We start from the raw sequence: 23,980 nt of genomic DNA, 5'->3' as shown, positions 1-23,980 counted from the left end.
CTACCCATGACGACGTCGTCCCCCAAAACCCTCGCCTACGACCTCCTCCCCGGCGGTGGGGACGACCAGATCGATGTCGCCACCGAGGAAATGCTCGTCAACATGGGCCCGCAGCATCCGTCCACCCACGGCGTGCTGCGTGTCGTCCTGCGGACCGACGGCGAAATGGTCCTAGACGCCGTCGCGCACCTGGGCTACCTCCACCGCTGCAAGGAGAAGATCGCCGAGAACCTCGCCTACTTTCAGTTCATGCCCTACACCGACCGGCTGGACTACCTGTCGGCGATGAACAACAACCACGCCTGGTCGATGGCGGTCGAGAAGCTTGCGAACATCGAAGTGCCCCAGCGGGCCGAATACATCCGCGTCATCGCGGCGGAACTCAACCGCATCGCATCACACCTGGTCAGCTTCGGCACCTACGGCCTGGACATGGGAGCATTCAGCCCGTTCCTCTACGCGTTTCGCGAGCGCGAATACATCCTCGACTTGTTCGAGCAGCTTTGCGGTGCTCGGCTGACGCTCAGTTACATCAACGTCGGCGGTGTGACGTGGGATTTGCCACCGCTGTTTCTCGAAAAGCTCACCGAGTTCCTCGATTACTTCGAGCCCAAGGTCGACGAGTACAACGCCCTGCTGACCCGCAACCACATCTTCATCAAGCGGACGGCGAACATCGGCGTGGTGAGCAAGCAGCTCGCAATCGACTATGCCCTGTCAGGGCCGATGATCCGCGGCTCCGGCATTCCGATGGACCTGCGGCGAGATCGCCCTTACAGCGTCTACCCGAAGCTCGAATTCGACGTCTGCGTCGGCGACGGCCAGGTCGGGCAGCTCGGCGATTGCTGGGACCGGTATTGGGTCAAGATGCAGGAGATGAAGCAGTGCATCCGCATCCTGCGGCAGGCGATCGCGCAGGTGCCCGATGGGCCTTACCGGGCGAAGCTGCCCAAGTCATTGAAGGTTCCGCCGGGCGAGGTCTATTTTGAAGCGGAGAACCCGCGCGGGCACCTCGGTTTCTTTATCGAGAGCCAGGGCGGTACCATTCCTTACCGCGTGAAGATTCGCGGGCCCAGCTTCGTGAACCTGGCCTGCCTGAGCGAGCTCTGCCGCGGTGTGCTGCTGGCGGACGTTCCGGCGATCATCGGCTCGATCGATATCGTCATGGGCGAGACAGATCGATAGAATCCTCGGCGACGACGACGCGCACCCCGTTTAGCCGGCGGGCTCGCCCGCCGCCCACGAGCTGCGCGAGATATTTTAGATCAGACGTGTACGCAGGGACGTGTCCTGCGTTCTCCGAATGAGGCTTCAGGCGGTGGCGAGAACTTGGCGGACGAGAAGCCGGAAAAAACTTCGCCTTTCGTGATCGTGGCCGGCTTCGGAATTCCGGGACGGGAAGTCGTCAATCTGCTTGCGCGCCGCAAGATTGCCTTTGTCGTCGTCGAGTTGAACCCCGCCACCGTGACCCGCTGCCAGACCGCGGGCCTGAATATCGTGCAAGGCGATATCGCCGATGAGCAGGTGCTCCGAAATGCCGGGATCGATCGGGCAACCCTCGTCGCACTGGCGATTCCCGACGACGCCGCAGTCCTGCGGGCCGTCGATCTGATCCGAAGACTGAACCCGGCGGCTCGAATTCTGGCACGGTGCCGTCGGGTATCCACCGCACTGGAGGCATCGCGGCGAGGTGCCGAAGATGTGGTCTCCGAAGAACAGCTGATCGGTGCCGAGTTTGCCCGGCTGACAGCGCCGCTACTGTCATAAATTTTTTATCTTTTGACAGTCGCCGACACACCGCGACAGCATAGCGTCGTAAGGCGCGGGGACTCCCCATATGCTCACCAGTCGCTCATGCGAGCGTACCATCGACCGATACAACAGTGCGGCGGCCAATCCCCCGCGGCCGACTTCACGCCGGTCGCGACCTGCACCGATTCGAAGCGACCGGAATGACGTGCCCGACGGAACTTGGTCCGCCCCGATTTCTTGACGTAACTCTGATGCCGTTACTGAATCCACCCAGGCTCGTCGCCTTTGTCGTCAACCCCCGCACCGCCCGCGATATTCTTCGTCTGGCGTCGCCACGATTCGAAGTGATGGTCGAATACTCGGCGCCGGCGGCGCTTGCGGCGATACAGGCGGCCGGGGCGTCGGCAGTGATCGTGGCCGAGCAAACCCCCCGCTGTGACGACGGTCACGAAGCACCGCAATCCACCGGCCCGGGGGCGGCCGCGCTGCTCGAAGCCGCCCGAATCCGCTGCCCCGCCGTCCACCGCGTTCTGCTGGCCGCGCCCGACCAACTGCCGGAGCTGATCCCAATCCTGCACGGCGGCACGGTAAGCGTTATCGCGGCGTTGCCGATCGATCCGAAGGAATTTCTGGCCGCCATCACAGCCAATCTCCCCACGCCGCGTCCGGCCACGGCCGCCGGCAACCCGCCCTCGATTGCAGCGAACACGCTTCCGTCCTAACGTTTTGGCGTCATGACCATCCGCGATGCCACCGCAGACGATATCCCGGCCATTCTCCCGCTGGTCCGCAAGGTTGCCGCCTTCATGCAGGACCGGGACCCGCACAAGTACACCATTGAAGGGGACGTCGGCGAGCGGTACCGCAACTGGCTGGGTGGGCAGATCGCCAGCGGTCGCTCAGCGATCCTCATCGCCGACGCCGCCGGCCGCGACGACCCGCCCGCGATCGTCGGCATGCTCATCGGCACCGTCGATCGCGAGATCCCCATCTATCGCCTGAAGGAATACGGGTTTATCAACGACCTGTGGGTTGACGAAACCTACCGCAACGAAGGCGTCGCCCGGCAGTTGGTCACCGAGGCGATCGAGCGCTTCACCCGGCTGGGGGTCGAGCAGATCCGGCTCGATGTGTTGCTCACCAACGAACCGGCGCGCAAGCTGTTTGAAACCTGCGGCTTCCGGCCGAGCGTGATGGAGATGCTGCTGCCCATCGAACCCGTGCCGTCCACGTAAGACGCCATCATCCCTCGCTCCAGCGACGCCGCCCATGTGGTTCCCGCACCTCCTGTTTCTCCTGATCGTCTACACGTTCGGCCCCGGCCTGCTGCTGGTCCGGCCGTTGCGGCTGGCGCCGCGCGAAAGACTGGTCGTTGCGATCGGTCTGGGCCTCTTCCTGAACTACGTCCTGGGGTTCGGCCTCTTCGTCGCCGACCTCACCTTCATCGCCGACATCCCGGGGCATATCGCGATCGCATTTCTGTCGATGGTGCTCGCGCTCGCGGCATGGAAGGACTGGCTGCAACTGCTTCGGTGTAGGCAGGTCCGCCAGCTGCTGATCATCTGGGGGCTGCTGTTCGTCTGGGGCATGGTGCTGCTGTCGATGGTCCGAAACTTCGGTGGCGGCACCTGGGGCGGCGACTGGGTGGAACACTACCAGCGGTTCAGCTTCTTCTTCGGCGGCGGCGACTATGCCTTCAAGTTCATCGGCCAGTACCCGCTCCCCATGCGGCCGCCGATGATGAACGTGCTCACGGCCAGCCTGCTGTCGCAAGCCGCGCCGATGGAACAGATGATGGAGGGGTATCAGGTCGTCTTCGTCTTCCTGAACTCGCTCGTCTTTCTGCCCTTGGCGATTCTCGTTCCCCGGCTGATCAGGCTCTCGCCCCGCGTCGTCCGCAAGACGCCCTGGACCCTCGCCGCCCTTCTGGCGGCTAGCCCGATGTTCGCCCAGAACCTGACCTACACCTGGACCAAGCTGTTCGCCGCGTACTACGCGATCGCGGCGATCGCGGTGTACTTGACGGCGTTCCGCCGCCAAAGGATGAAGGATGAAGTCGGAGGGATGAAGGAAGAGGTCGCTTCTCCTGCTTCATCCTTCACCCTTCATCCTTCATCCTTACTCTTCCCTCTCGCCTTCGCGCTCCTCTGCATCGGCTTCCTCGTCCACTTCTCCGTCGGCCCTTACGGCTTGTTCCTCGGGTTGCACTACGTCGCGGCCGTCTGGTGGCGTCGGCCGAACAAGTTCCGGGAGGCGGCCACCATCGCCGCCGTCAGCCTGCTCGTGTTCGCGGCGTGGTTCCCCTGGTCGATCCGTCACTACGGCGTCACCACCACCTTCACCTCGACCAGCGCCGTCAGCGACTCGGTGAAAATGACGCCGACCGAGAACGTCGGCAACATCGTGAAGAACATCCGCAACACGCTCGTGCCGACGATCGTGCAGAAGCCCGGCCTGATCTGGGCGGCGGACGTGAGCCAGCGCGACCCAGACCTCGACCAGCCGTCGTTCGCCGGCAAGCTGCGCGATTCTGCGTTTCTCATTTACCAGGTGAGCCTGCCCGGCGGGCTGGGATCGGCCGGGTGCGTCGTCGCCGTGCTGCTGATCGTCCGCGCCCTCGCCGGCAAAGACCCGACCGTCCGACCCGTCCGGCGATTCTGGCTCGCGTTCATCCCGATCGTCTTCTTCGCCGGCGTCGCGGTGTACGGCGGTGTCGACCGCTTCGGCGTCGCCCATATCTGCCTTCAGCCGATGGTCCTCATCGGCGTCGCGCTCGTCGCCGGCGGCGTCTGGCGCATTTCGCTGCGGCTGCGCGGGGTCTTGCTCGTCGGCCTGCTCCTGGATTTCAGTATCGGCGTCATGCTGCAGATGACGCTGCAGCACCAGATTCCACAGATACAGGTCGTCCAGGTCCCCGGCCCGGCCGGAACGCCGATTGTCGCGTACGACGTCATCGAAGCACCCGACAACCCCAGCCGCGCCGCCCAGAACAACGCCGGTGACCGCCTGCGGCTCTCCGTTGATTCCCCGCGAGACTTCTGGGGCGACCGCTTCCGCGACGGCGGCCTCCCCACGCTGCAGTTCCTCGCCGGGGCGATGATGGCGTTCCTTTTGTTCAAGGGACTGACCGCGCCGCGTTCGCCTCAGGTCGTTCCCGTCCCCGACGCACCACCTCCGACCAGAATTAAAAAGAGAAAGAAGTAGCGATCCAACTCTTCTTCAGGAGGCGCTAAACCCTCAATGTCGACACTACCGCTTCTAAGCTGCGAAGGTCAGACCGCGTTGTAAACTCAACCACGTCGTACTTTGTAGCGAGCCAATCAGAAATGGACCGCGCGAACTCGTGTAGCAAGCTGACCCGTGTAAGGCGACAACGCATTAACGTAGATCGGTCATTATCGACAACGTGGATCTCGACCAGGTCCGCGGAGGCATCGACGCTATCGACGATCAAACGCTTGAAACGCACTTCTTCGTCGATTTTCAACATCGCGGGCCAACTGCGATCGGCGATTTCAAACAGCCACTCCACGAGGTCAGTGAAAGGCTCAAAGACGTTTGAGCAATGGACCACTGCCATTTGATTCGCGGACGCTGACGTGAGGCACATCGTGACCCATCCAGACGTCGGATGCCCCAGCTCCACGCGGAGATCATTGCTGTAGAATGTATGTGGAGCGACTGTGGGCATGAAGCAAGGACGATCGGTGGCTAAGCCGGCTTTGGCAATAGCGGCGGCAGAGACGCTCCGTTTAATGTAGAAGGTCGAATTTTCTCCTTTGTTCGTCGCTATCCGATCTTCGTTCTGTATTCTTGATTTCTCTCCCTTACACTCCGCGTCCTCATGGCCAATCCTTCTCCAATTCTTCCCGGCTCGACCGTCGGTGTGCTCGGCAGCGGGCAACTCGGGCGCATGTTCGCGATTGCCGCCCGGCAGATGGGCTACCGAGTGCACACGTTCAGCCCTGACAGCGACACCCCGACCGGCCAGGTTGCCGACAAGGAGATCGTCGCCGCGTACGACGACCTGGACGCCGTCCGCGACTTCGCGCGCAACGTGCAGGTGGTGACGTTCGAGTTCGAGAACGTGCCGTTCGCCACCGCCACCGCCGCCGCCGAGATCGTCCCCGTCCGTCCCGGCGGACTGGTGTTGCACACCACGCAGCACCGCCTTCGCGAGAAGACCGCACTGGCCAAGGCCGGCTTCCCGGTGACGCCGTTTCGCGCTGTGCGAACGATCGCCGACCTGCACACCGCGATCGCCGAGCTCGGCCTGCCGGCGGTGCTGAAAACCGCCAGCTTCGGCTACGACGGCAAGGGGCAGGTGAAGCTCAAGACCGCCGCCGAAGGAGAAGCCGCCATTGCCGCCTCGCCTGGGACGGAATGGATCTACGAGGCGTTCATTAACTTCGAGAAGGAAGTCAGCGTGGTCGCCGCGCGGGGTGTGGACGGCAGTTTCCGCCAATGGGGCGTAATCGAGAACCGCCACGCGAACCACATCCTGGACCTCTCCATCTCCCCCGCCGTCCTCGGCCCGCAGGCGCAGCACGACGCGCTCAACATCGCCCGAGGCGTGTGCGAGGAGCTGGACGTCGTCGGCGTGTTGTGCGTCGAGTATTTCGTCGCCGCGAACGGCAAACTGATGATCAACGAGTTGGCCCCCCGCCCGCACAACAGCGGCCACCTGACGATCGACAACAGCGTTACCAGCCAGTTCGAGCAGCAGCTGCGCGCAGTCTGCGGCCTGCCGCTGGGCGATACCACCCGCCACAGCTGCGCCGCGATGAGCAACCTGTTAGGCGACATCTGGCAAGACGGCGAACCCGACTGGGCCGCCGCGTGCGCCATCCCCGGCGTCAAGCTGCACCTCTACGGAAAAGCGGAGCCGAGGAAGGGGCGAAAGATGGGCCACCTGACCGCGCTCGGCGACACTCCCCAGGAGGCCGCGAAAAAGGCGATCGCGGCAAGAGAGGCGCTGTAGGTTCCGCCTTTACGGACGCGGCGGCACAAGCGATTGTGGTGCAGGCGTCCCGCCTGCAATTGCAGCCGAGACGGCTGCACCACAATGCCGCGCGCTTCGGAACGTCACCCCGTCCGCCAAGGCGGACCCTACGATCGTCGCGTCGCCGCCAAGGGCTTTCTGGGGAAACGCTCCGGCTCATTCGCGGCTTTCCAGACGAACCATGCCATGATCGTGGACGATTGTTTCAAGTCCTGCATCTGGATGCGGTCGAAGTTGTCCTGGTTCGAATGGTGCGTGCGGGTGCGGTAGTCCATCGGGTCCTGGATGAACTGGAAGCCGGGCAGGCCGATGCGGTCAAAGGACAGGTGGTCGGTGCCGCCGGTGTTGGAGAGCGTCACCGTGCGGGCGTCCAAGTCGGCGAAGGGTTCGATCCACTGTTTGAAGATCGGCATCGCCGCTTCGTTGCCCTGGCAGTAGATGCCGCGGATACGGCCGGTGCCGTTGTCGAGGTTGAAGTACGCCGACAGCTTCTCGTAGTCGGGGCCTTTGATCAGGGTCGGCGGTCGGCTCGCCGGACCACTGGCAGGGACTGATGCGGGCTTCGTTGCGGGGCTGGCGACGCCGGTTGTCGCGGGGCCGGTGGTGGGCCGCGTGGCGGGGTCTTCCAGTCGGCCGAAATGCTTCTTCACATACGCGGCCGAGCCGAACAGGCCCTGCTCTTCACCCGTCCAGAGGGCGATGCGAATCGTGCGGCGGGGTTTCAAGCCCAGCGCCTTGATGATGCGCACTGCCTCCATCGCCGCGACTGAGCCGGCGGCGTTGTCGGTCGCGCCGGTGCCGCTGTGCCAACTGTCCAGATGAGCGCCGACCATCACGATCTCGTCGGCCAAATCAGTACCGGGGATCTCGGCGATCACGTTGGGGACCATCGGGTCGTCGTCGTGAAACTGCACCTTCAGATCCACCCGAACCTTGATCGCAATGTTCCGCCGGGCGATCCGCGCCAGGCGGTTGAAGTCTTCCGTGGACAGCACGACCTGAGGCGGGGTTTTGGGGGCGTTTGGCGACCAGGGCGCGGGCTTGGTGGCGGCCGGGCTTGTGGCGGGTGCGGCGGGACCGGTTGTTGGCGAAGTGGAGGGGCCGGTTGCGGGCCCGGTGCCGCCACCCAGCGGATCGGTCGGCAACGCCACGCCGGTGACGAAGTGGATCCCGCCGTCGCCCTTGGCGGTGGGGGACAGGACCAGCGCCGGTGACTCGGCCGCCACGAACGCGAACATCCGCGTCGCCATGCGGGCGGCGGCGAGCTGTCCTGCCGGGGACGACGGACCGGTGGCGGGTGCGGCATCCGGGCCGGTGCGCGGGACGAGCAGATCGCCGGAGTGTGAAGTGGCTGGTGATGACGTCGTGGTCGTCGTGCGTGAGGTCGCCGGTGTGGTGCTCGGCCCGGTCGTCGGCTCATCGTTCATCTCGCTCGGCCGGCTGGCGGCCAGCTTGGCGAGCTGGTCGTCGCTCAGCCTTGTCGCCGGCGCGGTCATTGGCAGTTCCAGTTCGCGAATCTGCCCGAGCAGCACGATCTTCCCCGCCAGCTTTCCCTTGTACGGTGCAAGGCCGGCTTCGGTGGTCGCATCGACATAGACGACCTCCGCTTCCAACGGCTGGTCGAACCCGGTGGACCAGGCCTTCGGAAAGCCGTTGAGAACGAATGGCGTCGGTTCCGTCACCTGGATGGAGAACTGCTTGAGCGACCATCCACGACCGAACGGACCCCAGGTTTCCAGGTGGGCGTTGGTCAGACCCCAGCTCGACAGTGTGTCGCGTGTCCAGGCGGCGGCTTTGTGCATGCCGGGAGACGCAGTCAGCCGCGGGCCGATGACGTTGCAAAGGTAGTCGATCGTCTGCGGCGCTTGCGAGCGGGTCAGGCCCTCTTCGCGGATGCGGGCCAGGACCGGATCGATCGGCGCTGTGGCGGTGGCCGCGGGCGACGGCGCGGTTGCGGGCTTCGCGGCGTACGGATGATCCGCCGAGTGAATGAGGCTTGCGGTGAGCAGCCCGGCGATACAGGCGAAAACCAGGGCACGCGTGGTACGCCCGAAAAGGAAGAGCCGTTGCATGGTGCGATATTGTCCCGATGGCGAGTCGGATTTCATCCGAGAAATCGGTCGCCAGTGACACGGGCTTCCAGCCCGTGCGAGCGACGCCGTAGTCGAGCGACGCTCCGAACGATGTTCTCGGTCCGGCTCGCGTCCGCCAAGGCGGGACCCTACCTAGCGAACTGGCTGAATGTGATCGCGTCGAGCGAGAGTTCGCTGAAGCGGCGTTGCTCGAAGTAGACGTGCGCCAGGCCGCCGCTCATGGCCGCGTTGTCGGTGCAGTACTTGAGGGGTGGGAAATAGACCGGCAGTCGCAACACCGGCGAGACGACGGTGCCACCAGAGGTGCTGGCCGTGCCGCCGCCTTGGAGCGCGGCCCGCAGGCCACGGTTGGCCGACACGCCGCCGCCGATGAGGATCGATTTCGCGCCGTACTTCTCGGCGGCGCGCTTGAGCTTCTTGACGATCACATCGACGCAGGCCTGCTGGAAGCTGGCGCAGACGTCGGCGAGCCGTTGGCCCGTGGGGGCTGGGGGTTGATGGCGTTCGTCGCGGATGTGCGGGCCGTCCTTCGTCGGCACGCCGCGGACGGCGTACAGCACCGCCGTCTTCAGGCCGCTGAAGGAGAAGTCGAGCGAACCCGGACCAAGCAACGGCCGCGGAAAGGCGATCGCCTTGGGATCGCCGGTCGCGGCCAGGCGGTCGATGTGCGGCCCGCCGGGGTAGCCCAGGCCCAGGATCGCGGCGACCTTGTCGTAGGCCTCGCCGACGGCGTCGTCGATGGTCGAGCCGATGAGCGTGACGTCGGTCCAGCTCTTCACGAGGTACAACGCCGTGTGCCCGCCGGAACAGACCAGCCCAATCGCGGGCATGGGCGGGTGCTCGTTCTTCTCCAGCACGACGCTGTAGAGGTGCGCGTGCACATGATCGACGCCAATCAAAGGCTTGCCGAGCGACCACGCGAGCGTCTTGGCGGCGGTCACGCCGATGAGCAGCGAGCCGACAAGACCCGGGCGGTGGGCGACGGCGACGGCGTCGAAATCAAAGGATGAAGGAGGAAGGATAAAGGATGAATCGGAGGCGGAAGCACGGGACTCGGTCAGACCGACTTCGGGTGCCATGGGCTGCGATACTCCGCTGCCCGTGGCCGGCGCGACCTGCCCGTGGGCGATCGCCTCCTGAATGACCGGCAGGATATTCTCAATGTGCGCCCGGCACGCGATCTCCGGAACGACGCCACGGTACTTGGCATGCAGATCGATCTGCGTCGCAACGACGTTGGAGAGCACCCGCCAGCCGTCTTCAACGACGGCGGCGGCGGTTTCGTCGCAGGTGGATTCAATGGCGAGGATGCGAGGCATTTTCGTGGTATTGGCGACGGGTCTTGCCCCCTCTCCCCTGTACTCGGGGGAGAGGGCCGGGGTGAGGGGCCGAACGTCGGGCGTTGTTCCGTGGCAAACCTCTTAAACCGTGTCCGCCGGATGGGGAACGTTCGACCCTCAAAGTGCGGATCGCTTTTCGCGAAACTACAACGCCGTACGTTCGGTCCCTCACCCCAACCCACTCCCCCGAGTACAGGGGAGAGGGAGTAAGCTCGCCTCGTTCCATCTATTCAATCACGGCACTGGCGCCGCCTGCGTCGTCGCCGGGGGCAGCGGCTTGTTCTTCAGCAGTATATGCCCGATCAGCGTGCTGACGGCGGCGTCGAGCTGCGGATCGACCGAACCGCTGAGCGGCATTGTCGTCGGCTGCGTGCTCGATGGGCCTGTTGCCGGCTGTGTCGCGGCGGGTCGCGTGGGCGGCGTGCCGATGATCTCGCTGTCGGCCTGCGCGATCACCAGCCGTCGCTGCTGGTCTTCGGTCATCTCGATCTTGATCTGCGGCTCCACGCCCCAGTCGGTCGCGCCGGGCTTCTTGTGCACCAGCCGGCCGCTCGGCAGGTAGTAGTATGCGACCGTCATCTTCAGCTTGCCCTCCTGGTTGTCGAGCTGCATGACCTCCTGCACCGATCCCTTGCCGTAGCTTCGCTGGCCGAGAACGAGTGCCCGGCCGTTGTCCTGCAGGCTGCCAGCGACGACTTCGCTAGCGCTGGCGGAATGCTCGTTCACCAGCACGATCATCGGGAAGTTCGGCAGCGTGCCGGCTTTCTCGGCGCGTTCGATGCGCTCCGGCCGGTTGCGGCCGCGGGTGACGACGATCACACCTTCCTCGACGAACAGGTCGACGATCTTCTCCGACTGATCGAGCTGTCCGCCGGGATTGAACCGCAGGTCGAGGATGAACGCCTCCATGCCGTCGGCGAGCATGCCATCGAGTGCGGCTTTGACGCGGTCGAACGTGTCGGGCGTGAACTGCGTGATCCGCAGGTAGCCGATCTTGGGCTTGGCGTTGACGAACCAGTTCCAGCTCGCGTCGGCGTTGCGCTTGTAGCCCTTGACGGTCGACATGATGATTTCCTGGCGGGTCATCACGGGCAGATCGACCTCGGTGCCGGTCTCATGTCGCACGCGCAGGCGGACTTCGAGCGGGCCGTTCTTGATCTTCTCCTGCACCTGGTCGATCTTCAGCCCCTTGATGTCGTCCCCGTTGACGCGAAGGATGATGTCCCCCGCCATCACGCCTGCCTTGAATGCCGGGCTGCCTTCGATCGGCGAGATCACGCGGATTTCGCCGGCCTCATTCTGGTCCATCTGCACGCCGATACCCTTGAAGCTGCCTTCGAGATGGCGGTCGAAGTCTTCCTGCTTAGCCGGCGGAACGTAGTTGGTGTAGGGGTCGAGCTGCCCCAACAGCCCGTCGATCGCCCCCTGCCGCAGCTTGCTTTCGTCGATCGGCTCGACGTAGTTCCGCGCCACCTGGCGATGGATATCCACCAGCGTGCGGACAAAGGCGTAGTCGTCCTCGCGATGCGCGAGCGTGCCGTTGAGCTGGAACGCAAGCGTGCCGATCATGACGGTAGCCGTCAGCCAGGCGACGCGTTCACGGGTGAGTGGGGTCATAAGACGTCTCGGCAAAAGAAAATTCTGTGACAATTCTAGTCGACGCCTGCGACGCGGAGAAGGAATGACGATTCACGATAGACCTGATCAATCGAAGATTGACGAGACCTCCAACGAGCACCGGCCACTGGATTACCATGTCGAGCCGGTTCAACGCCTGCATTCGAATGCCGGAAAGGAAGTGCATCTTTGGGGAACCGGCGGACTACTTGTGGCGCTTGGATTCTTCGCCTGGATTGCCCTGGCGTGGGGCGACCTCGGCCACCGGCACTGAATTGATGCGGCGTTTTTCTTTGGCGGGCTGCTGTTTATCGCCTGCGGAGTTGCGTTTCTCGTCGCGTGGGCGCTTCGCCCACACCGACGGAGATAGCAACGAAAGGGTGGCCGCGCGATTGGTCTTAGTCGTCGAACGATTCTCAAGGTCAGGCCAAGCGGTGCTAATCCCGCAGCGCTTGCAACTCCGCCAGCCGCTTCCCCGTCGGCGCGGTCTTCGTCTTCATCATCTCGATGAACGCATCGAACAGATACGCCGCATCGTGCGGACCCGGGCTGGCCTCGGGGTGGTACTGCACGCTGAAGACCGGCAGCTTGCTGTGGCGGAAGCCTTCGACGGTGCCGTCGTTCAGGTTGATGTGGGTCACCACGCCGCCGTTGGCTTCGAGCGTCGCCTGGTCGACGGCGAAGCCATGGTTCTGGCTGGTGATCTCGACGCGGCCGGTATCGAGGTTCTTCACCGGCTGGTTCCCGCCGCGATGGCCGAACTTCAGCTTGTAGGTGCTCGCGCCGATCGCCCGGCCCAGCAGCTGGTGCCCGAGGCAGATGCCGAAGGTCGGCAAATGGTTGAGCACGCCCTGGATCGGCTTGACGGCGTAGTCGAGCACGGCCGGGTCGCCGGGGCCGTTACTGACGAACAGGCCGTCGGGCTTGTGGCGAAGGATCTCCTCGGCAGTCGTGTCCGGCGGAAGGACGGTCACCTTCACGCCGCGCTCGGCGAGATGCCGCAGGATGTTGCTCTTGGCACCGCAGTCCATCGCGACCACGTGCAGGCCGTCGCCACGCTCGACCTTGCCCAGGCCCCACTCGCCCTGCTTCTCGTCCCAGCCGTAGTTGGCCGTCGGCTTGACGGCCTGCACCCAGTCAGCGCCTTTCATCTGCTTGGCACCCCGTGCCTTGGCGACGAGTGCGGCATCGTCCAGGGTTTCGGTCGACAGCACGCCTCGCATCGACCCGCTGATGCGGAGCTTTCGCGTCAGGGCGCGGGTGTCGATCCCCTCGATGCCGATGATGCGGTTCTGCTTCAAGTACTCGTCCAGGCTCATGTTAGCCCGGTAGTTCGAGTGCAACGGCGAGAGCTCCTTGACGATGAACCCCGCCACGTGCGGCTGTTTGCTCTCGACGTCCTGCAGGTTGACGCCGTAGTTGCCGATCAGCGGGTAGGTCATCGTGACGATCTGCCCCTTGTAGGACGGATCAGTCAGGATCTCCTGGTAGCCGGTCATGGAGGTGTTGAAGACGACCTCCCCTTCGGTCGTCCCGGCATACCCGAAGGCACGGCCGGTGAAGACGGTCCCGTCTTCGAGAGCGAGCTTGGCAACGGACTGAGCGGTTTTAGGGGCGGTCGTGGTCATCGGGAGCGGGAGTATACAAGGAATGGATCAGCGGTGAAGGAGAAGCAGAAGACGGCCCGAAGGAACGAGCCCGACACCCAATCCCCATCGCCCGGCATGGTCGCTTCGGCATGGTCGCTTCAGCGACCATGGCCTTTGGCAAATCCCCCGTCATCTATCCACCCCTTGTCCACAATCCCGACGAAAAGTGTGCAGAAGTCGCGAACATTCTTCCGATAACTTTGAACATAGGCTGTGGGTCACCGAACATCATCTGATGTGCGGACAGCCTTGATACAAGAGGTCGGTGCGCGGCGAGCACCGACCTCTTTTTTTGCGCGCCGAAAAAGAGGGATCACCACGGAGACACGGAGGGCAACTCGACCTATTGGCCAAACCCCGTATCGGGCTGAGAAAGCAGAGAACCACAGATGCACACAGATCTACACAGATGAAGCCGCGATCCCTATCCGTGGGCCATCTGTGTTCATCTTTGGCTGCCTTCATTGATGAGCTCTGCAGCCGGGCCGGACACGTTGGTCGAGTTGCCCTCCGTGTCTCCGTGCCTCCGTGGTGATCCCACCGTCTTCGAGCTACTCCGGCTTGAACTTCAGCAGCGCCGGTTCGAGCCAGTTCAGGCGGTCGTTGCTGTCGATCATCGCGCCATAGTCCACTTCGAGCGTCAGTTCCTTGGCCGAGCCGAGGTCGACGATGACCGGGTCGAACAACTGTCCCGGGCGGACGCCGGTCTTCTCGTGGACGACCTTGTCGTCGAGCTTGATGCGTACCGTGACGTCGCCGCCGTTACCGCCGGAGGCCTTGGGGTCGAGCGCGTAACGGGTGCGGAACGCGCTGTAGGAGCCGTCCAGCGGCCAGGTGATCTTGGAGTAGGAATGGGCGGCGATCGCCCGCGGATAGACGCGGTCGCGGAAGCGGATCGGCCCGCCTTCAAAGTCGCTGTTCATCCGGGCGACGAACCGCTGGTCCGACCCGAGGAACGGCGTATACACATTCGCCGACGGCTGCCGTGTCGACAGGAACGCGACCGGGCCGTTCACCTGTTCGATGCCGGCGACGCGGGCCAGGTCGATGCTCCGGGCTGCCCCGCCGATGGTCGCTTCGAGCTTGCCGTCGGCGATCTTCGCAGTGGTCGCCGACAGGACCGAGCCGTCGTCCACCTGGATGCGAAACGTCGGCTTGAGGTTCTTGCCCGACGGCTGCACCGTCGACGCCAGCGCCACGCGCGACAGCGACGCGAACGGGACCGGCGTGTTACCGGCGTCGGTCTTGACGACGATCTGCTCCGGCGTGAGGTCCATCAGCGTGCCGCGGGCGGTGTCGCCGTTGGTGAAGACGACCAGGTCGTCCCGTCGGCGCTCGGCCAGGAACCGCGCGCCGGCCTTGCCGATGCCGGCGATCCGCGTCAGCGGGACGGCGACGTCGCCGGCGGCGGCGGTCTTCCAGACGATGCTCTCGCCTTTCATGCCGGCCGGGTCGCCGTTGATGTGGTCGCCGCCGACCAGGTGCAGGTCGTACGCGCCGACCGGCTTGATCGCCGCGACCGGGCGGGCCAGATCCACGAAGCGATCGACGGCCACCGTGCGATCCGCCCCGCCGGCCAGCGGCGTGACGGTCAGGCCCTTGTCCCCGTCGAAAGCCTTGACGGCGACGGATTCGGATTTGAGGTCGGCGGTGGTAAGCGTCCAGGCGTCCTCCGCAGCGGCAACGGGCGACAGAATCGCGACGAAGAGAATGGTGATAAGTCGCTTCATTCGATTCCTCTCACACGGCTGCTTCGTAGGGTGGGCGTACTCGCCCACGCTTTACCCGTCCACGCCCTGGACGAAAACTCGACTCACAAGTCGCCGCGCACAAACGCGTGGGCGAGTACGCTCACCCTACCAATAAACTCGATTTCTCGTCAGGACGGAATGGCATGGGCAAGCGAATACGCTTGCCCATGCCACCCCAAAACCGAACGCCGACTGCTGGAAACCTACGAACCCGGCCCTTTGCCTGCGTACACCGGGAGATACCGGTTCGGCATCTGCAGGATGATCAGCGCCATCGCCGTCGCGTAGTCTTCGCTGAAGTCGCCGGACCAGGCACCGTTGTCCTGCTGGCTGTTGCACAGTTCGTCGCGGATTGCGGGGTACCACTTGGCCCAGTAGTCGCCGCCGGCGAGGAAGTTGGCCTGGACGGCGTAGTAGTGGCCGTAGAAGTAGTGCCCTTCGTTGCGGCCGCTGTTCTTGCCGGGGATGAACTGCTTGAGGTAGTTCAGGCCGTTCTCGACCTCTTTGCCTTCGAAGATGCCGGCGTAGTAAAGCGCGGCGACGCCGGCGGCAGACCTCGGGAAGCCGCTGCCGCCGGGGCCCTGGCCGGCCATGTAGTTGAACCCGCCGTCGGGGTTCTGGCAGCGGCGGCAATACTCGACCGCCTTGTCGACGACTTCCTTTTCCACCTTGATGCCCGCGTCGCGGGCGGCACGAAGGCCCATCACCTGGCAGATGGTGACGGAGATGTCGGCGTCGTAGGGCGCGGGCTGGTAGCGCCAGCCGCCTTCCTGGTTCTGGGTTTTCTGGATCAGTTGCACGGCCCGCTGGAGCTTTTCCTTCACCTCTTCGTTGCCGGTCATGCCGTAGACCTCGCCGAGGAACAGCGTGGCAAAGCCGTGACCGTACATCGGGCCGGAGGAGGAGTCGGAGGTGATCAGCCCCGACCGCTGGCAGTTGGCCAGCACGTAGTCGAGGACCGCCTGCACTTCCTTGCCGTACTTGCCGCGGCCCGGCAGGTTCCCCGCCTGCATGAAAGCGAGGCCGGCGAGCGAGGTGATGCCGGCATGGTTGGAATACCCCTGCTGCTGGAAGTTCCCCTGCTCGCCCTGCCGCTTGGCGAGCCAGGCCAGGCCCTTCTCGACGGCCTTGCGCTGCTTGTCGTTGATCTCGTTGCCGATGACCTTGTTGGCCTCGTCGGCGAGCGCGCCGGCTTTCTTGGGCTTGGGCGCTTCCTGCGCCGGAAGGGAGCCGACCAGGCCGAAACCGATCGCGCCCAGTGCGGCGGCCACCGTGATTCGCTGTAATGCTTTTCGCTTCATCATGGGCCTTTCTTCGGGAACGCGGGGGGAACAGCCACGGATGTACACAGATGGACACAGATAAGAGAAAGTCGGATCGAGATCCTCTTATCTGTGTTCATCTGTGTCGATCAGTGGCGATCCTTCGTCGGCAATCTCGGCTGATAGTTCAGTGGCTTTGATTTGCCGAATTCGTGTATTTGGGTGCCATGGGCTGCGGTACTCCGCTGCCCGTGGCGATGCGACTTCGCAGAAACGCTGCCACGGGCAGACGACTACGTCAGCCCATGGCACTCGGACCAGGCGTCTCGATTCGCAAGCTCACCGTTCAGTCGCCTTCTTGCCGAGTTCTCGATAGTAGTCCTCGACATACTTGCGGTACTTCTCGGCGGTGGTTTCGCCGGCGGAGTCCATCACCGCGCCACGGTCGCGGCCGGTGATGATGCCCCACTCCATCATCTTCTCCTTCAGTTCCTTGCTCAGGTCCTCGTTGGGCGCTCCGCCCTGGCTCAGGCTCGACTCGCCGGCGGCGGTCGTGCCGCCGGTCTGCTGGCCGGGCTGCTGTCCCGGCTTGCCGGCCTGCTGCGGGCCTTCGCCCTGACCGGGTTGTGGCTCGCCCGGTTTGTCGCCGGGCTTGCCTGGCTGCGGCTTGCCGCCGCCCTGCTGCTGTTGCTGGGCGAGCTTAATCAGGTTGTCCAAGTCCATGATGATGCGCTTCTGGATCTCCTGGGTCGTCTTGCCCGGATCGTTGTCCAGCGCCAGCCGCTGCCGCGAACGGCCCATGCGGTCGCCGATCAGCTTGATCGTCTTCTCGACGGTGTCCGCGGTGACCTTGTTCTCCATGAGTTCCTTCATGAACTCCTGGTCTTCGATGTCCTGGGCGCTGGCTTCCTCGGGAAGCTTCTCGGTGTCCTTGGGTTCGGGCGCCAACGCGATCTTGTCCTGCGACGCGGCCTTGATCAGCGTATCGAGCAGGTTACGCAGTTCGCCCTGCCGACCGCCGAGGGACGTCACCTTCTCGGCGTCCTTCTTGCCGCCGGCGGCCTTCACGGCGGCGTCGATGATCGTGGTCGCCTTATTGACCGCCAACTGCAGGTCCTGCAGCAGACGCAGTTCGACGTCGGTCGGCATCTTCGGCGGCGGCTTGCCGCCACCACCGCCGCCACCGCCGCCACTGCGATCGGCGAACTCTTTCTTCTCCGGCGGCTTCTGGGCGAGGTTCTTGATCATCGCCTCGAGCTGCTCTTCGATCCGCTTCTGCTGGGTCTGGACGATCACGTCCGTCTGCGGCTTGGCCAGGTCACCCTTCACCTCGTTCATCGAGTTGACGATGTCCTTGTTCGCCCAGACGTAGACGATCGACTTGATCGACGCGAGCTGCTCGCCGAGCTTCTTGGCCTCGGTAGACAGTTCGCCCTGCTCTTTCGGCAGGCCGTCGGGGCTCAGCCGCACGGCGGCAGACCGCTTGAGGTTCCCCTCTTCATCACGGCCGTTCTTGTCCAGGTCCAGCGTCTCGGCGTCGATCTTCTTCTGCTTCTCCAGGATCTTCACGTACGCCTGCTTGATCGACTCTTCCTTGGCCTGGTCGGCCTGGTCGTCGGCCTTCTTCTTGGCCTCGTCCACCAGCTTGAGGGCATCGAGCAGGTTCTTGAGCGCTTCCACCTGCGGCGGCTGATAGGCATCCGTCAGCTTCGTCTGACGCAGGAACACGATCGCCTGCTCCATCTTGGTGGCCGCCGAGAAGATCTTGCCGGCCGGCGCGGTGTCCGGCAGCGACTGCGCCTTCTGCGCCACGTCTTTGGTGTTGCGATGGGTCTGTTCCTGCGACGGCGTCAGCACTGGCAGATCGGGCTTCAGTTCGGCAAGCTTGGCGATATCCCGACGGGCGTCTTCGAACAGCTTGACGCGGTCGGCCTCGGTCATGTCGGTGATCTTCTTTGCCGACGGGTCCTGCAGCAGCAGGTTGTCGATGTTGTGGCCGGACTGCCGGGCCACCAGCGCCTTGAGCAGATCCTGCATCTCGGCGAGCTGCTTCTGGAGCTCTTCGAGCTTGGCCCGCTCGGCGGCCTTGAGCTTCTCGATCATCATGTCCAGGCCCAGTTCGATTTCCTTGTGCTTCTGCTGGGCGTTGGCCTGCTGGTTCTTCTGCATCTGCTGCGAAGCGCCGTCGTCCTCCTGCGGGTTGGACTGCTTCTGCGGCACCGACTGGCTCTTGCCGGCCTGGGCCGATTCCTTCATCGCCTTGGCGGCGGCGGGATCGGACTTGCTGGCCTCCATCTTGTCGGCCTTGGCTTCCATGTCCTTGATCGCCTTCTCGGTCTCCTTCGAAAGCTCGGCCTGGCGATCGGCCAGCTCCTTGGCGTCTTTCTTCTGGTCGGTGGTCATGTCCTCCGGCTTCTTGCCGAGGGCATCCTTCAGCTTCTCCTTGTATTCCTTCGCGACCGCGTCCTGCTTCTTCTTGATGTCTTCCAGCTTCTCGATCGCCGGGCGAAGCCCGCTGAACTCGTTCAGCTTCGCCATCGCCTGATCGAGCTGCTCGCTGGCGTTCTTCTGCTGCTGCGAGGCCTGGTCGAGCGACTGCGAGGCCTGCTCGGCCGACTGCTTCTGCTGCTGCGGCGAACCCTTGGGGTCCGACTTGGTGTCCTTGGCTTCGTTCAGCTTGCTCGTCGCCTCCTTCATGGGGGCTTCGGCGGTGCGGTCGAGCTGCTTGGCGACTTCGTTGGCGGCCTTCTTCGGGCCTTCCTCGGACGCCTTGTTCTCCGTCGCCCGCTTGACCAGGTCGGCCAGCTTCTGGCTCGACTGCTTGGTCTGGCTGGCAGCGGTGGCCTGCTGGTTGGCGAGCCGCGACATGGTCGCCTTCTGGGCGTCGTCCAGCTTGCCGCGTTCCTTGGTCTCCTTCGACTGCTCGTCGGTCGTGCTCTTGAGCACGTCCTGCGTCTTCTTGATGCCGCTCAGTTCCTGGCGGACGGTGCTGATGCGCTCTTCCATCCAGGCTTCGAACTGGTCGTGGCTGATGATGGTGATCGTCAGCCGCGAGCTGTCGACCGGGTCGTGCCGCTGACCGGCCAGGTCGAAGTTGTCGCGGACGCGGACGAAGAACTCGAGCTTGTCGCCGGGCTTGAGGGTCACGCCGGCGAGCTTGTCCAGTTCCCACCCGAAGCCGGCGGTGAACCGCTTGCGCTCCACGGTGCTGTTCGGCGACAGCTGCCAGTCCACGCCGGCCTGGGCGACGCCTTCCCGAACGAGCGGGATGATCCACGGCTGACGGCTGGCCAGCGCCGGGCCCTTGCCTTCGACGACGAGGTCGACCGAGTCGAACCCGTAGTCGTCGTCGGCGCTGATGCGGAGCGGCACCGTCGCGTTGGGCGTGCGGTCTTCGCTCTGGCGGGGCTCGTCGATGACGACCATCGGCTTGGCGTCTTCGTGGACGGTGATCTGGTATTCGAGGGCCGACTGGTTCTCGAAGCCGTCGGTGTCGGTCGCGCGGAGCGTGAACCGGAACGAGTCTTCGGTCTTGAAGCCGGTCGTCAGGTTGAAGCGGCCGCTGGCCTGCCCGTTGCGCGGGAAGGTCCATTCGACCGGCGGAGCCTGGCGGGCCGAATCGCTCGGGACGATGCGAATGCCCTTGGCGGTGTCGAGCGGCTTGTTGAAGGTGATGCCCAGGTCCACCGTCGCGCCGACGGCGGCGACGACTGGACGCTCGGCGAGGTTCACCTGCGACGGCGGCAGCTTGCTGTAGGCCGGCGGGGTGACGGTAGCGACGGCCTGGCGGATTTCGAGCTGCGGCACGACGGTGACGCCGGGGAGAGTCTTCTCGTCGTCGCCGGCCTCGATCGCGATCTGGAGCTTGGCCAGGTCGCGGTTGGTATCGAGCTGTGCCTTGAGGGTGGTGGCGAAGACGCCGTTGGCATCGGCGCGGACGATTTCCTGCTGCCAGGCGCCGTTGTCGTAGCGGTACTTGATGGTCGCCTGCTTCACGTCCCCCTTGGCGAGCTTCATGCTGATCTTGACGTCGCCGCCGGCGGCAATCCGCTGGGACGGAAAGTCGATCATGCTGATCTCGACGGTCTTGGGCCAGACGGCGTCGCCGGCGAAAAGACGGTCGGCGGCGATCTTGCGCAGGTTGGGGTCGACGAACGCGGCGATGAGGATGAACGCGGCGAGCGCCCCCAGCCCGACGGCGATCGAGCCCCAGACCGGCTTGAGCGCGACGGCCTGGCTCAGGTCCACCTGCTTGGCGACCTCGGTGGCACGTTCGACGGTGCGGAACTTCATCACTTCCGAGCCGGGAACGTCTTTGGCTTCGGTGAAGACGACGGTGCTGCGGAGGGTGTCGTCGAATTGGGGGAAGGTGTTTTCAATGCGGCCGGCCAGGTCGCTGAGGGTGATGCTCGCCAGCGCCGGGCGGACGAGCCGCACCCACGCCGCGTAACCGAGCACCGCCAGCGCGGCAAGGTTCACCGCCGCCCGCGGGCCGGCGGGCAACTGCAGGATGTAATCCAGCAGCACGACGGCAAGAATCAACCCCACCGCCGACGCCAGCACAATGCCCGCGCCGTAGGCAACGGTCAGCAGTTTGACCCGCCGACGCAGGTTGCGCAGCGAGTCGAGCAGGGTCGCGCCGGTGGCGGCATAGTCCATGGTTGGAGGCATAGTGTGCTCCTTTGGAGCAGAAGTCAGGAGTCAGGAGTCAGAAGCTGGAAGAACTGCCCAAGAGGCGCTCTTCTGGTTTTGCTTCTTGCTCCTGACTTCCAGCTTCTGACTCCCGGCTTCTCTTTTCCCCTTACAACATCCCAAACACCTTACGTAACACCCACTCCGTCGTCAGAAGTAGCATGAAAATCGCCAAAGCGTGCGGCAGCCAGCTGACGGACAGCGATCCGATCGTCAGCGGATTGTCCCACAGCGGGATGCTGCGGATGATCGGAATCGTCTTGGCAGCGCTGGTCAGCAGCAGCGGCAGCTTCTCGCGGGCTTCGGTCGCGGGGATGACCTGCTCGGCGGGCATCAGCCGCAGCAGGCCGGCACGGTCCACCTCAGGGCGCTCTAACTCCAGCCTGGGAATGATGATCTGGTAGTTGCGCTGCTGCTCCTTGATCTTTTCATTCAGGTCCGGGAGCTTCACCCGGTAGCTGCCGAAACGGTCGGTCGCCGGGAAGCTGACGGAGTATAGGTTGTCCGGAGACTCCTGGCGGACCAATGCTTCCTGGCGGATGAGCTGGCCGGCATCGTTCACAACATCAATTCGGATCTGCGGGGGCAGATCGATGAGCAAAGTGGGGTCGAGGACGGTCAGCGTGACCTTCACCTGCTCGCCTCGCTCGTACTTCTCCCGATCAACAGCAAAGCGGATACCGCGTTCGGCCAGCTTCTTGCCGCGGGCGAGGTAGCGGATCTGCTGCACCCAGTAGGTATCGAAGACGCTTTCGCCGGTGTAGTAGCGCCAGCGCCAGGAATCGTCGATCGCGCTGAAGAGCGTCCGCCCGGCCCCGAACCGGCCGAGGACCAGCAGCGGCGCCTTGCGGCCGGTGGGATCGGTCGCGATGGGGTGCTCGGCGTAGACCAGGCCGATGCCACTCTTGGCGGCAATGCCCCGGCAGAACCAGAACAGCGGCTGGAGGTCTTCGCGGAGGTACTTCTCGTTCTTTTCCTTGTCGGGGAAGAAGCGGAACATCATCGCCGCCTCGCCCCGGCGGCCTTCATCGGTCACCACCGGACGCCAGCCATCGCGGTAGAGCGCGTCTTCCGGCTCCGGCTGCACGCCGACGACCGTCACCGGCAGGACAGCTTCCAGGGCGGTGTTGCGGTATTCGAGCGGCGAGAACTGCGGGCCGGAGATCATCCCGAAGCCGCCGGCCTCGGTGCTGACATAGTCCGACAGCATCTGGATCTGGCGGTCGGTGAACTGGCGCGGGTCGACGTCGCCGAAGAGGATGACGTGATACTTCCGCAGCTCCTCCATCTTTTCAGGGAAGCGGGTGATCGGGCCGGGGAACTCGCTGCCGGTGGCCGGGTCGTTCGGGCCGAAGTCGGGAACTGGGCGGTCCCCTTCCTGGGAGAAGTTGCGGTCGGCGCTGGTGAGCAGGCAGGAGATGTTGACCGTCTTGTCGCGGATCAGCTCGTTCTTGATGTAGCGGTATTCCCACCGCGGGTAGCCGTCGACATAAAGCACGTTGATCTTACCGTCGAGCACATCGAGCGGCTGCGCCAGGACGTTGTCGTTGCGGCTGAGTTCGCCTTCTTCGATGTCGGCCTCGGCGACGATGTCGATCGTGCCGATTTCCTTCGGCTGGAAGACGATCTCGACATCCTGCGTGCGATCATCGGGCAGCGTGGCGACGGCTTCGGCCTCGCGGCCGTCGACGTTCTTCAGCACGAGCCCGCTCTTCTTGTCCTTCAGGCGGACTCGGACGGTCTTGCCCGGCTCGTAGCCGGCGGCACGGACGGTGACCTTGGCCGTCACCATGTCGTCCTTGAACGCGCTTTCCTGGAGCGACAAGCCGGTGACGACGACGTTCTTCAGCGGCGACTCGGCGCCGATGGGGACTGAATAGATCTTGGTGCCGTACTTCTTGAGCCGGTCGACGACCGAGGGCGGCGCCGAAGCCGGCGTTTCGCGGCCGTCGGTGATGACCACCACGCCGGCCAGCCGCTGACCCTGCAGATCGCCGAGGACGGTCAGCAGCGACGGCACAACCTGCGTCGCCCCGCCGTCGGGCTGAAGGGCCTTGATCGCGGTGAGGAGCTTGGGATCGAGATCGATGACGCGGTCGGCGGTTTTGCCATCGGCAGCGGCCTGGCGGGATTTCTCATCGGGCGGCGGGACGGTGCCGATCGACGAGGCGTCGCGGCTGAAGCGGTAAAAGTGGATCGCGTGCGTCTGGGCGAGTTTGCGGATGAGGGCCTGCTGGTCGCCGGTGAGAAGGCCGACCGCGGCGTCGAGCCGGGTGGGACCGGTGCCGCCGATGAGTTCGACGCCGTCGTTCGACGGCTGGGTGGCGGACGCGACGGCATCGGACGGCGAGGTGGTCGGAGCGACGGCGGTCGGAAGCGTCGCCGGGGCACTCGGCCGCTCGCCGGCCGGCAGCGCCAGGGACGACGCGGCCCCGGTATCGCGAACGACGCCGCTGATACTGGTATCGATCAGCACCGCGATGACCGACGGCTCGCTGCGGGTTTCGGTGACGCGGAGGACCGGACGGTTGATGAGCGTGAGCAGGTAGGCAAAGAGCACCACCCGCAGCGCCGCCAGCCCGATACGCGGGCCCGGCCGGCGGCCATCGCGCGCGTAGACCCACAGCACTAGGACGGCGGCACCGGCGATCAGCAGCGTGTTGATCAGCGCCGCGTTGGCGCCCATCCATTGCGGCGGATCAAAAGTGACGGCAGTCTCGGCACCCGGAGGCAACTCCGCGCGTTCGGCGCCAAAGAGGATTTCGAGCAAACGCTGCATAGGGGTCCAAATCAGTAGTCAGTAGTCAGTAGTCAGTAGTCAG

16 protein-coding genes are annotated in these 23,980 nt (G+C 64.5%); 8 read left to right on the top strand and 8 right to left on the bottom strand.

Going from position 1 to position 23,980, the window contains the following annotated elements; genetic code table 11:
- Positions 1–6: 6 nt before the first annotated feature.
- From IPV69_RS00880 to IPV69_RS00850, 7 genes are all read left to right on the top strand, one after another.
- Positions 7–1,185, top strand: a complete 1,179-nt coding sequence (locus IPV69_RS00880) for an NADH-quinone oxidoreductase subunit D (protein WP_206293022.1) — start codon at positions 7–9, stop codon at positions 1,183–1,185.
- Positions 1,186–1,371: 186 nt separating this feature from the next.
- Positions 1,372–1,767 carry an NAD-binding protein gene (locus IPV69_RS00875; RefSeq protein ID WP_206293021.1) on the top strand — a complete coding sequence of 132 codons (396 nt, stop codon included), beginning with the start codon at positions 1,372–1,374 and terminating at the stop codon, positions 1,765–1,767.
- 236 nt (positions 1,768–2,003) lie between these two features.
- On the top strand, positions 2,004–2,474 hold the full coding sequence (locus IPV69_RS00870) for a hypothetical protein (protein WP_206293020.1): 471 nt from the start codon (positions 2,004–2,006) through the stop codon (positions 2,472–2,474).
- A gap of 12 nt (positions 2,475–2,486) precedes the next feature.
- Entirely contained in the window at positions 2,487–2,987 is a 501-nt protein-coding gene (locus tag IPV69_RS00865; protein WP_206293019.1) for a GNAT family N-acetyltransferase, read from the top strand.
- Positions 2,988–3,021: 34 nt separating this feature from the next.
- Positions 3,022–4,956, top strand: coding sequence for a hypothetical protein (locus IPV69_RS00860; RefSeq protein ID WP_206293018.1), 1,935 nt, complete (start codon positions 3,022–3,024; stop codon positions 4,954–4,956).
- Between the two features lie 202 nt (positions 4,957–5,158).
- Entirely contained in the window at positions 5,159–5,314 is a 156-nt protein-coding gene (locus IPV69_RS00855) for a hypothetical protein (RefSeq protein ID WP_206293017.1), read from the top strand.
- Positions 5,315–5,596: 282 nt separating this feature from the next.
- Entirely contained in the window at positions 5,597–6,733 is a 1,137-nt protein-coding gene (locus IPV69_RS00850; protein WP_206293016.1) for a 5-(carboxyamino)imidazole ribonucleotide synthase, read from the top strand.
- Between the two features lie 128 nt (positions 6,734–6,861).
- Here IPV69_RS00850 and IPV69_RS00845 read toward each other — a convergent pair whose 3' ends face one another.
- The 3 genes from IPV69_RS00845 to IPV69_RS00835 form a co-directional block, all read right to left on the bottom strand.
- Entirely contained in the window at positions 6,862–8,826 is a 1,965-nt protein-coding gene (locus IPV69_RS00845; RefSeq protein ID WP_206293015.1) for a M20/M25/M40 family metallo-hydrolase, read from the bottom strand.
- A gap of 149 nt (positions 8,827–8,975) precedes the next feature.
- A complete protein-coding gene (locus IPV69_RS00840; RefSeq protein ID WP_206293014.1) occupies positions 8,976–10,166 on the bottom strand; it encodes a tRNA (adenosine(37)-N6)-threonylcarbamoyltransferase complex transferase subunit TsaD in 1,191 nt (396 codons plus the stop codon).
- Positions 10,167–10,421: 255 nt separating this feature from the next.
- Entirely contained in the window at positions 10,422–11,804 is a 1,383-nt protein-coding gene (locus IPV69_RS00835) for a S41 family peptidase (RefSeq protein WP_206293013.1), read from the bottom strand.
- A 64-nt stretch (positions 11,805–11,868) separates the two neighbouring features.
- On the opposite strand from IPV69_RS00835, the gene IPV69_RS00830 reads away from it, so the two are divergent.
- Entirely contained in the window at positions 11,869–12,078 is a 210-nt protein-coding gene (locus tag IPV69_RS00830) for a hypothetical protein (RefSeq protein ID WP_206293012.1), read from the top strand.
- A gap of 163 nt (positions 12,079–12,241) precedes the next feature.
- Here the strand turns inward: IPV69_RS00830 and carA are convergent, their stop codons facing one another.
- The 5 genes from carA to IPV69_RS00805 all read right to left on the bottom strand — a co-directional run bounded on the left by carA (position 12,242) and on the right by IPV69_RS00805 (position 23,937).
- Positions 12,242–13,432, bottom strand: coding sequence for a glutamine-hydrolyzing carbamoyl-phosphate synthase small subunit (gene carA / locus IPV69_RS00825; RefSeq protein WP_206293011.1), 1,191 nt, complete (start codon positions 13,430–13,432; stop codon positions 12,242–12,244).
- Positions 13,433–14,004: 572 nt separating this feature from the next.
- Positions 14,005–15,183, bottom strand: coding sequence for an NPCBM/NEW2 domain-containing protein (locus IPV69_RS00820; protein ID WP_206293010.1), 1,179 nt, complete (start codon positions 15,181–15,183; stop codon positions 14,005–14,007).
- A 224-nt stretch (positions 15,184–15,407) separates the two neighbouring features.
- The gene (locus tag IPV69_RS00815) at positions 15,408–16,508 is read right to left on the bottom strand and encodes a prenyltransferase/squalene oxidase repeat-containing protein (RefSeq protein ID WP_206293009.1); all 1,101 of its coding nucleotides are present in this window, start codon (positions 16,506–16,508) and stop codon (positions 15,408–15,410) included.
- A 297-nt stretch (positions 16,509–16,805) separates the two neighbouring features.
- Positions 16,806–21,137 (bottom strand): DUF4175 family protein, encoded by a 4,332-nt coding sequence (locus IPV69_RS00810; protein ID WP_206293008.1) that lies wholly within the window; start codon positions 21,135–21,137, stop codon positions 16,806–16,808.
- A 130-nt stretch (positions 21,138–21,267) separates the two neighbouring features.
- Entirely contained in the window at positions 21,268–23,937 is a 2,670-nt protein-coding gene (locus IPV69_RS00805) for a hypothetical protein (protein ID WP_206293007.1), read from the bottom strand.
- Between the last annotated feature and the right edge of the window lie 43 nt (positions 23,938–23,980).

This window comes from Humisphaera borealis, from assembly GCF_015169395.1.
In the GTDB taxonomy this organism is placed as follows: domain Bacteria; phylum Planctomycetota; class Phycisphaerae; order Tepidisphaerales; family Tepidisphaeraceae; genus Humisphaera; species Humisphaera borealis.
This window is presented reverse-complemented; position numbering and strand designations above follow the sequence as displayed.

What these genes read in the sequence shown, in the direction of transcription:
- IPV69_RS00880 (WP_206293022.1), top strand. Translation starts at nt 7, where the DNA reads ATGACGACGTCGTCCCCCAAAACCCTCGCCTACGACCTCCTCCCCGGC.
- IPV69_RS00870 (WP_206293020.1), top strand. Translation starts at nt 2,004, where the DNA reads ATGCCGTTACTGAATCCACCCAGGCTCGTCGCCTTTGTCGTCAACCCC.
- IPV69_RS00865 (WP_206293019.1), top strand. Translation starts at nt 2,487, where the DNA reads ATGACCATCCGCGATGCCACCGCAGACGATATCCCGGCCATTCTCCCG.
- IPV69_RS00860 (WP_206293018.1), top strand. Translation starts at nt 3,022, where the DNA reads ATGTGGTTCCCGCACCTCCTGTTTCTCCTGATCGTCTACACGTTCGGC.
- IPV69_RS00850 (WP_206293016.1), top strand. Translation starts at nt 5,597, where the DNA reads ATGGCCAATCCTTCTCCAATTCTTCCCGGCTCGACCGTCGGTGTGCTC.
- IPV69_RS00845 (WP_206293015.1), bottom strand. Translation starts at nt 8,826, where the DNA reads ATGCAACGGCTCTTCCTTTTCGGGCGTACCACGCGTGCCCTGGTTTTC.
- IPV69_RS00840 (WP_206293014.1), bottom strand. Translation starts at nt 10,166, where the DNA reads ATGCCTCGCATCCTCGCCATTGAATCCACCTGCGACGAAACCGCCGCC.
- IPV69_RS00835 (WP_206293013.1), bottom strand. Translation starts at nt 11,804, where the DNA reads ATGACCCCACTCACCCGTGAACGCGTCGCCTGGCTGACGGCTACCGTC.
- IPV69_RS00830 (WP_206293012.1), top strand. Translation starts at nt 11,869, where the DNA reads ATGACGATTCACGATAGACCTGATCAATCGAAGATTGACGAGACCTCC.
- carA (WP_206293011.1), bottom strand. Translation starts at nt 13,432, where the DNA reads ATGACCACGACCGCCCCTAAAACCGCTCAGTCCGTTGCCAAGCTCGCT.
- IPV69_RS00820 (WP_206293010.1), bottom strand. Translation starts at nt 15,183, where the DNA reads ATGAAGCGACTTATCACCATTCTCTTCGTCGCGATTCTGTCGCCCGTT.
- IPV69_RS00815 (WP_206293009.1), bottom strand. Translation starts at nt 16,508, where the DNA reads ATGATGAAGCGAAAAGCATTACAGCGAATCACGGTGGCCGCCGCACTG.
- IPV69_RS00810 (WP_206293008.1), bottom strand. Translation starts at nt 21,137, where the DNA reads ATGCCTCCAACCATGGACTATGCCGCCACCGGCGCGACCCTGCTCGAC.
- IPV69_RS00805 (WP_206293007.1), bottom strand. Translation starts at nt 23,937, where the DNA reads ATGCAGCGTTTGCTCGAAATCCTCTTTGGCGCCGAACGCGCGGAGTTG.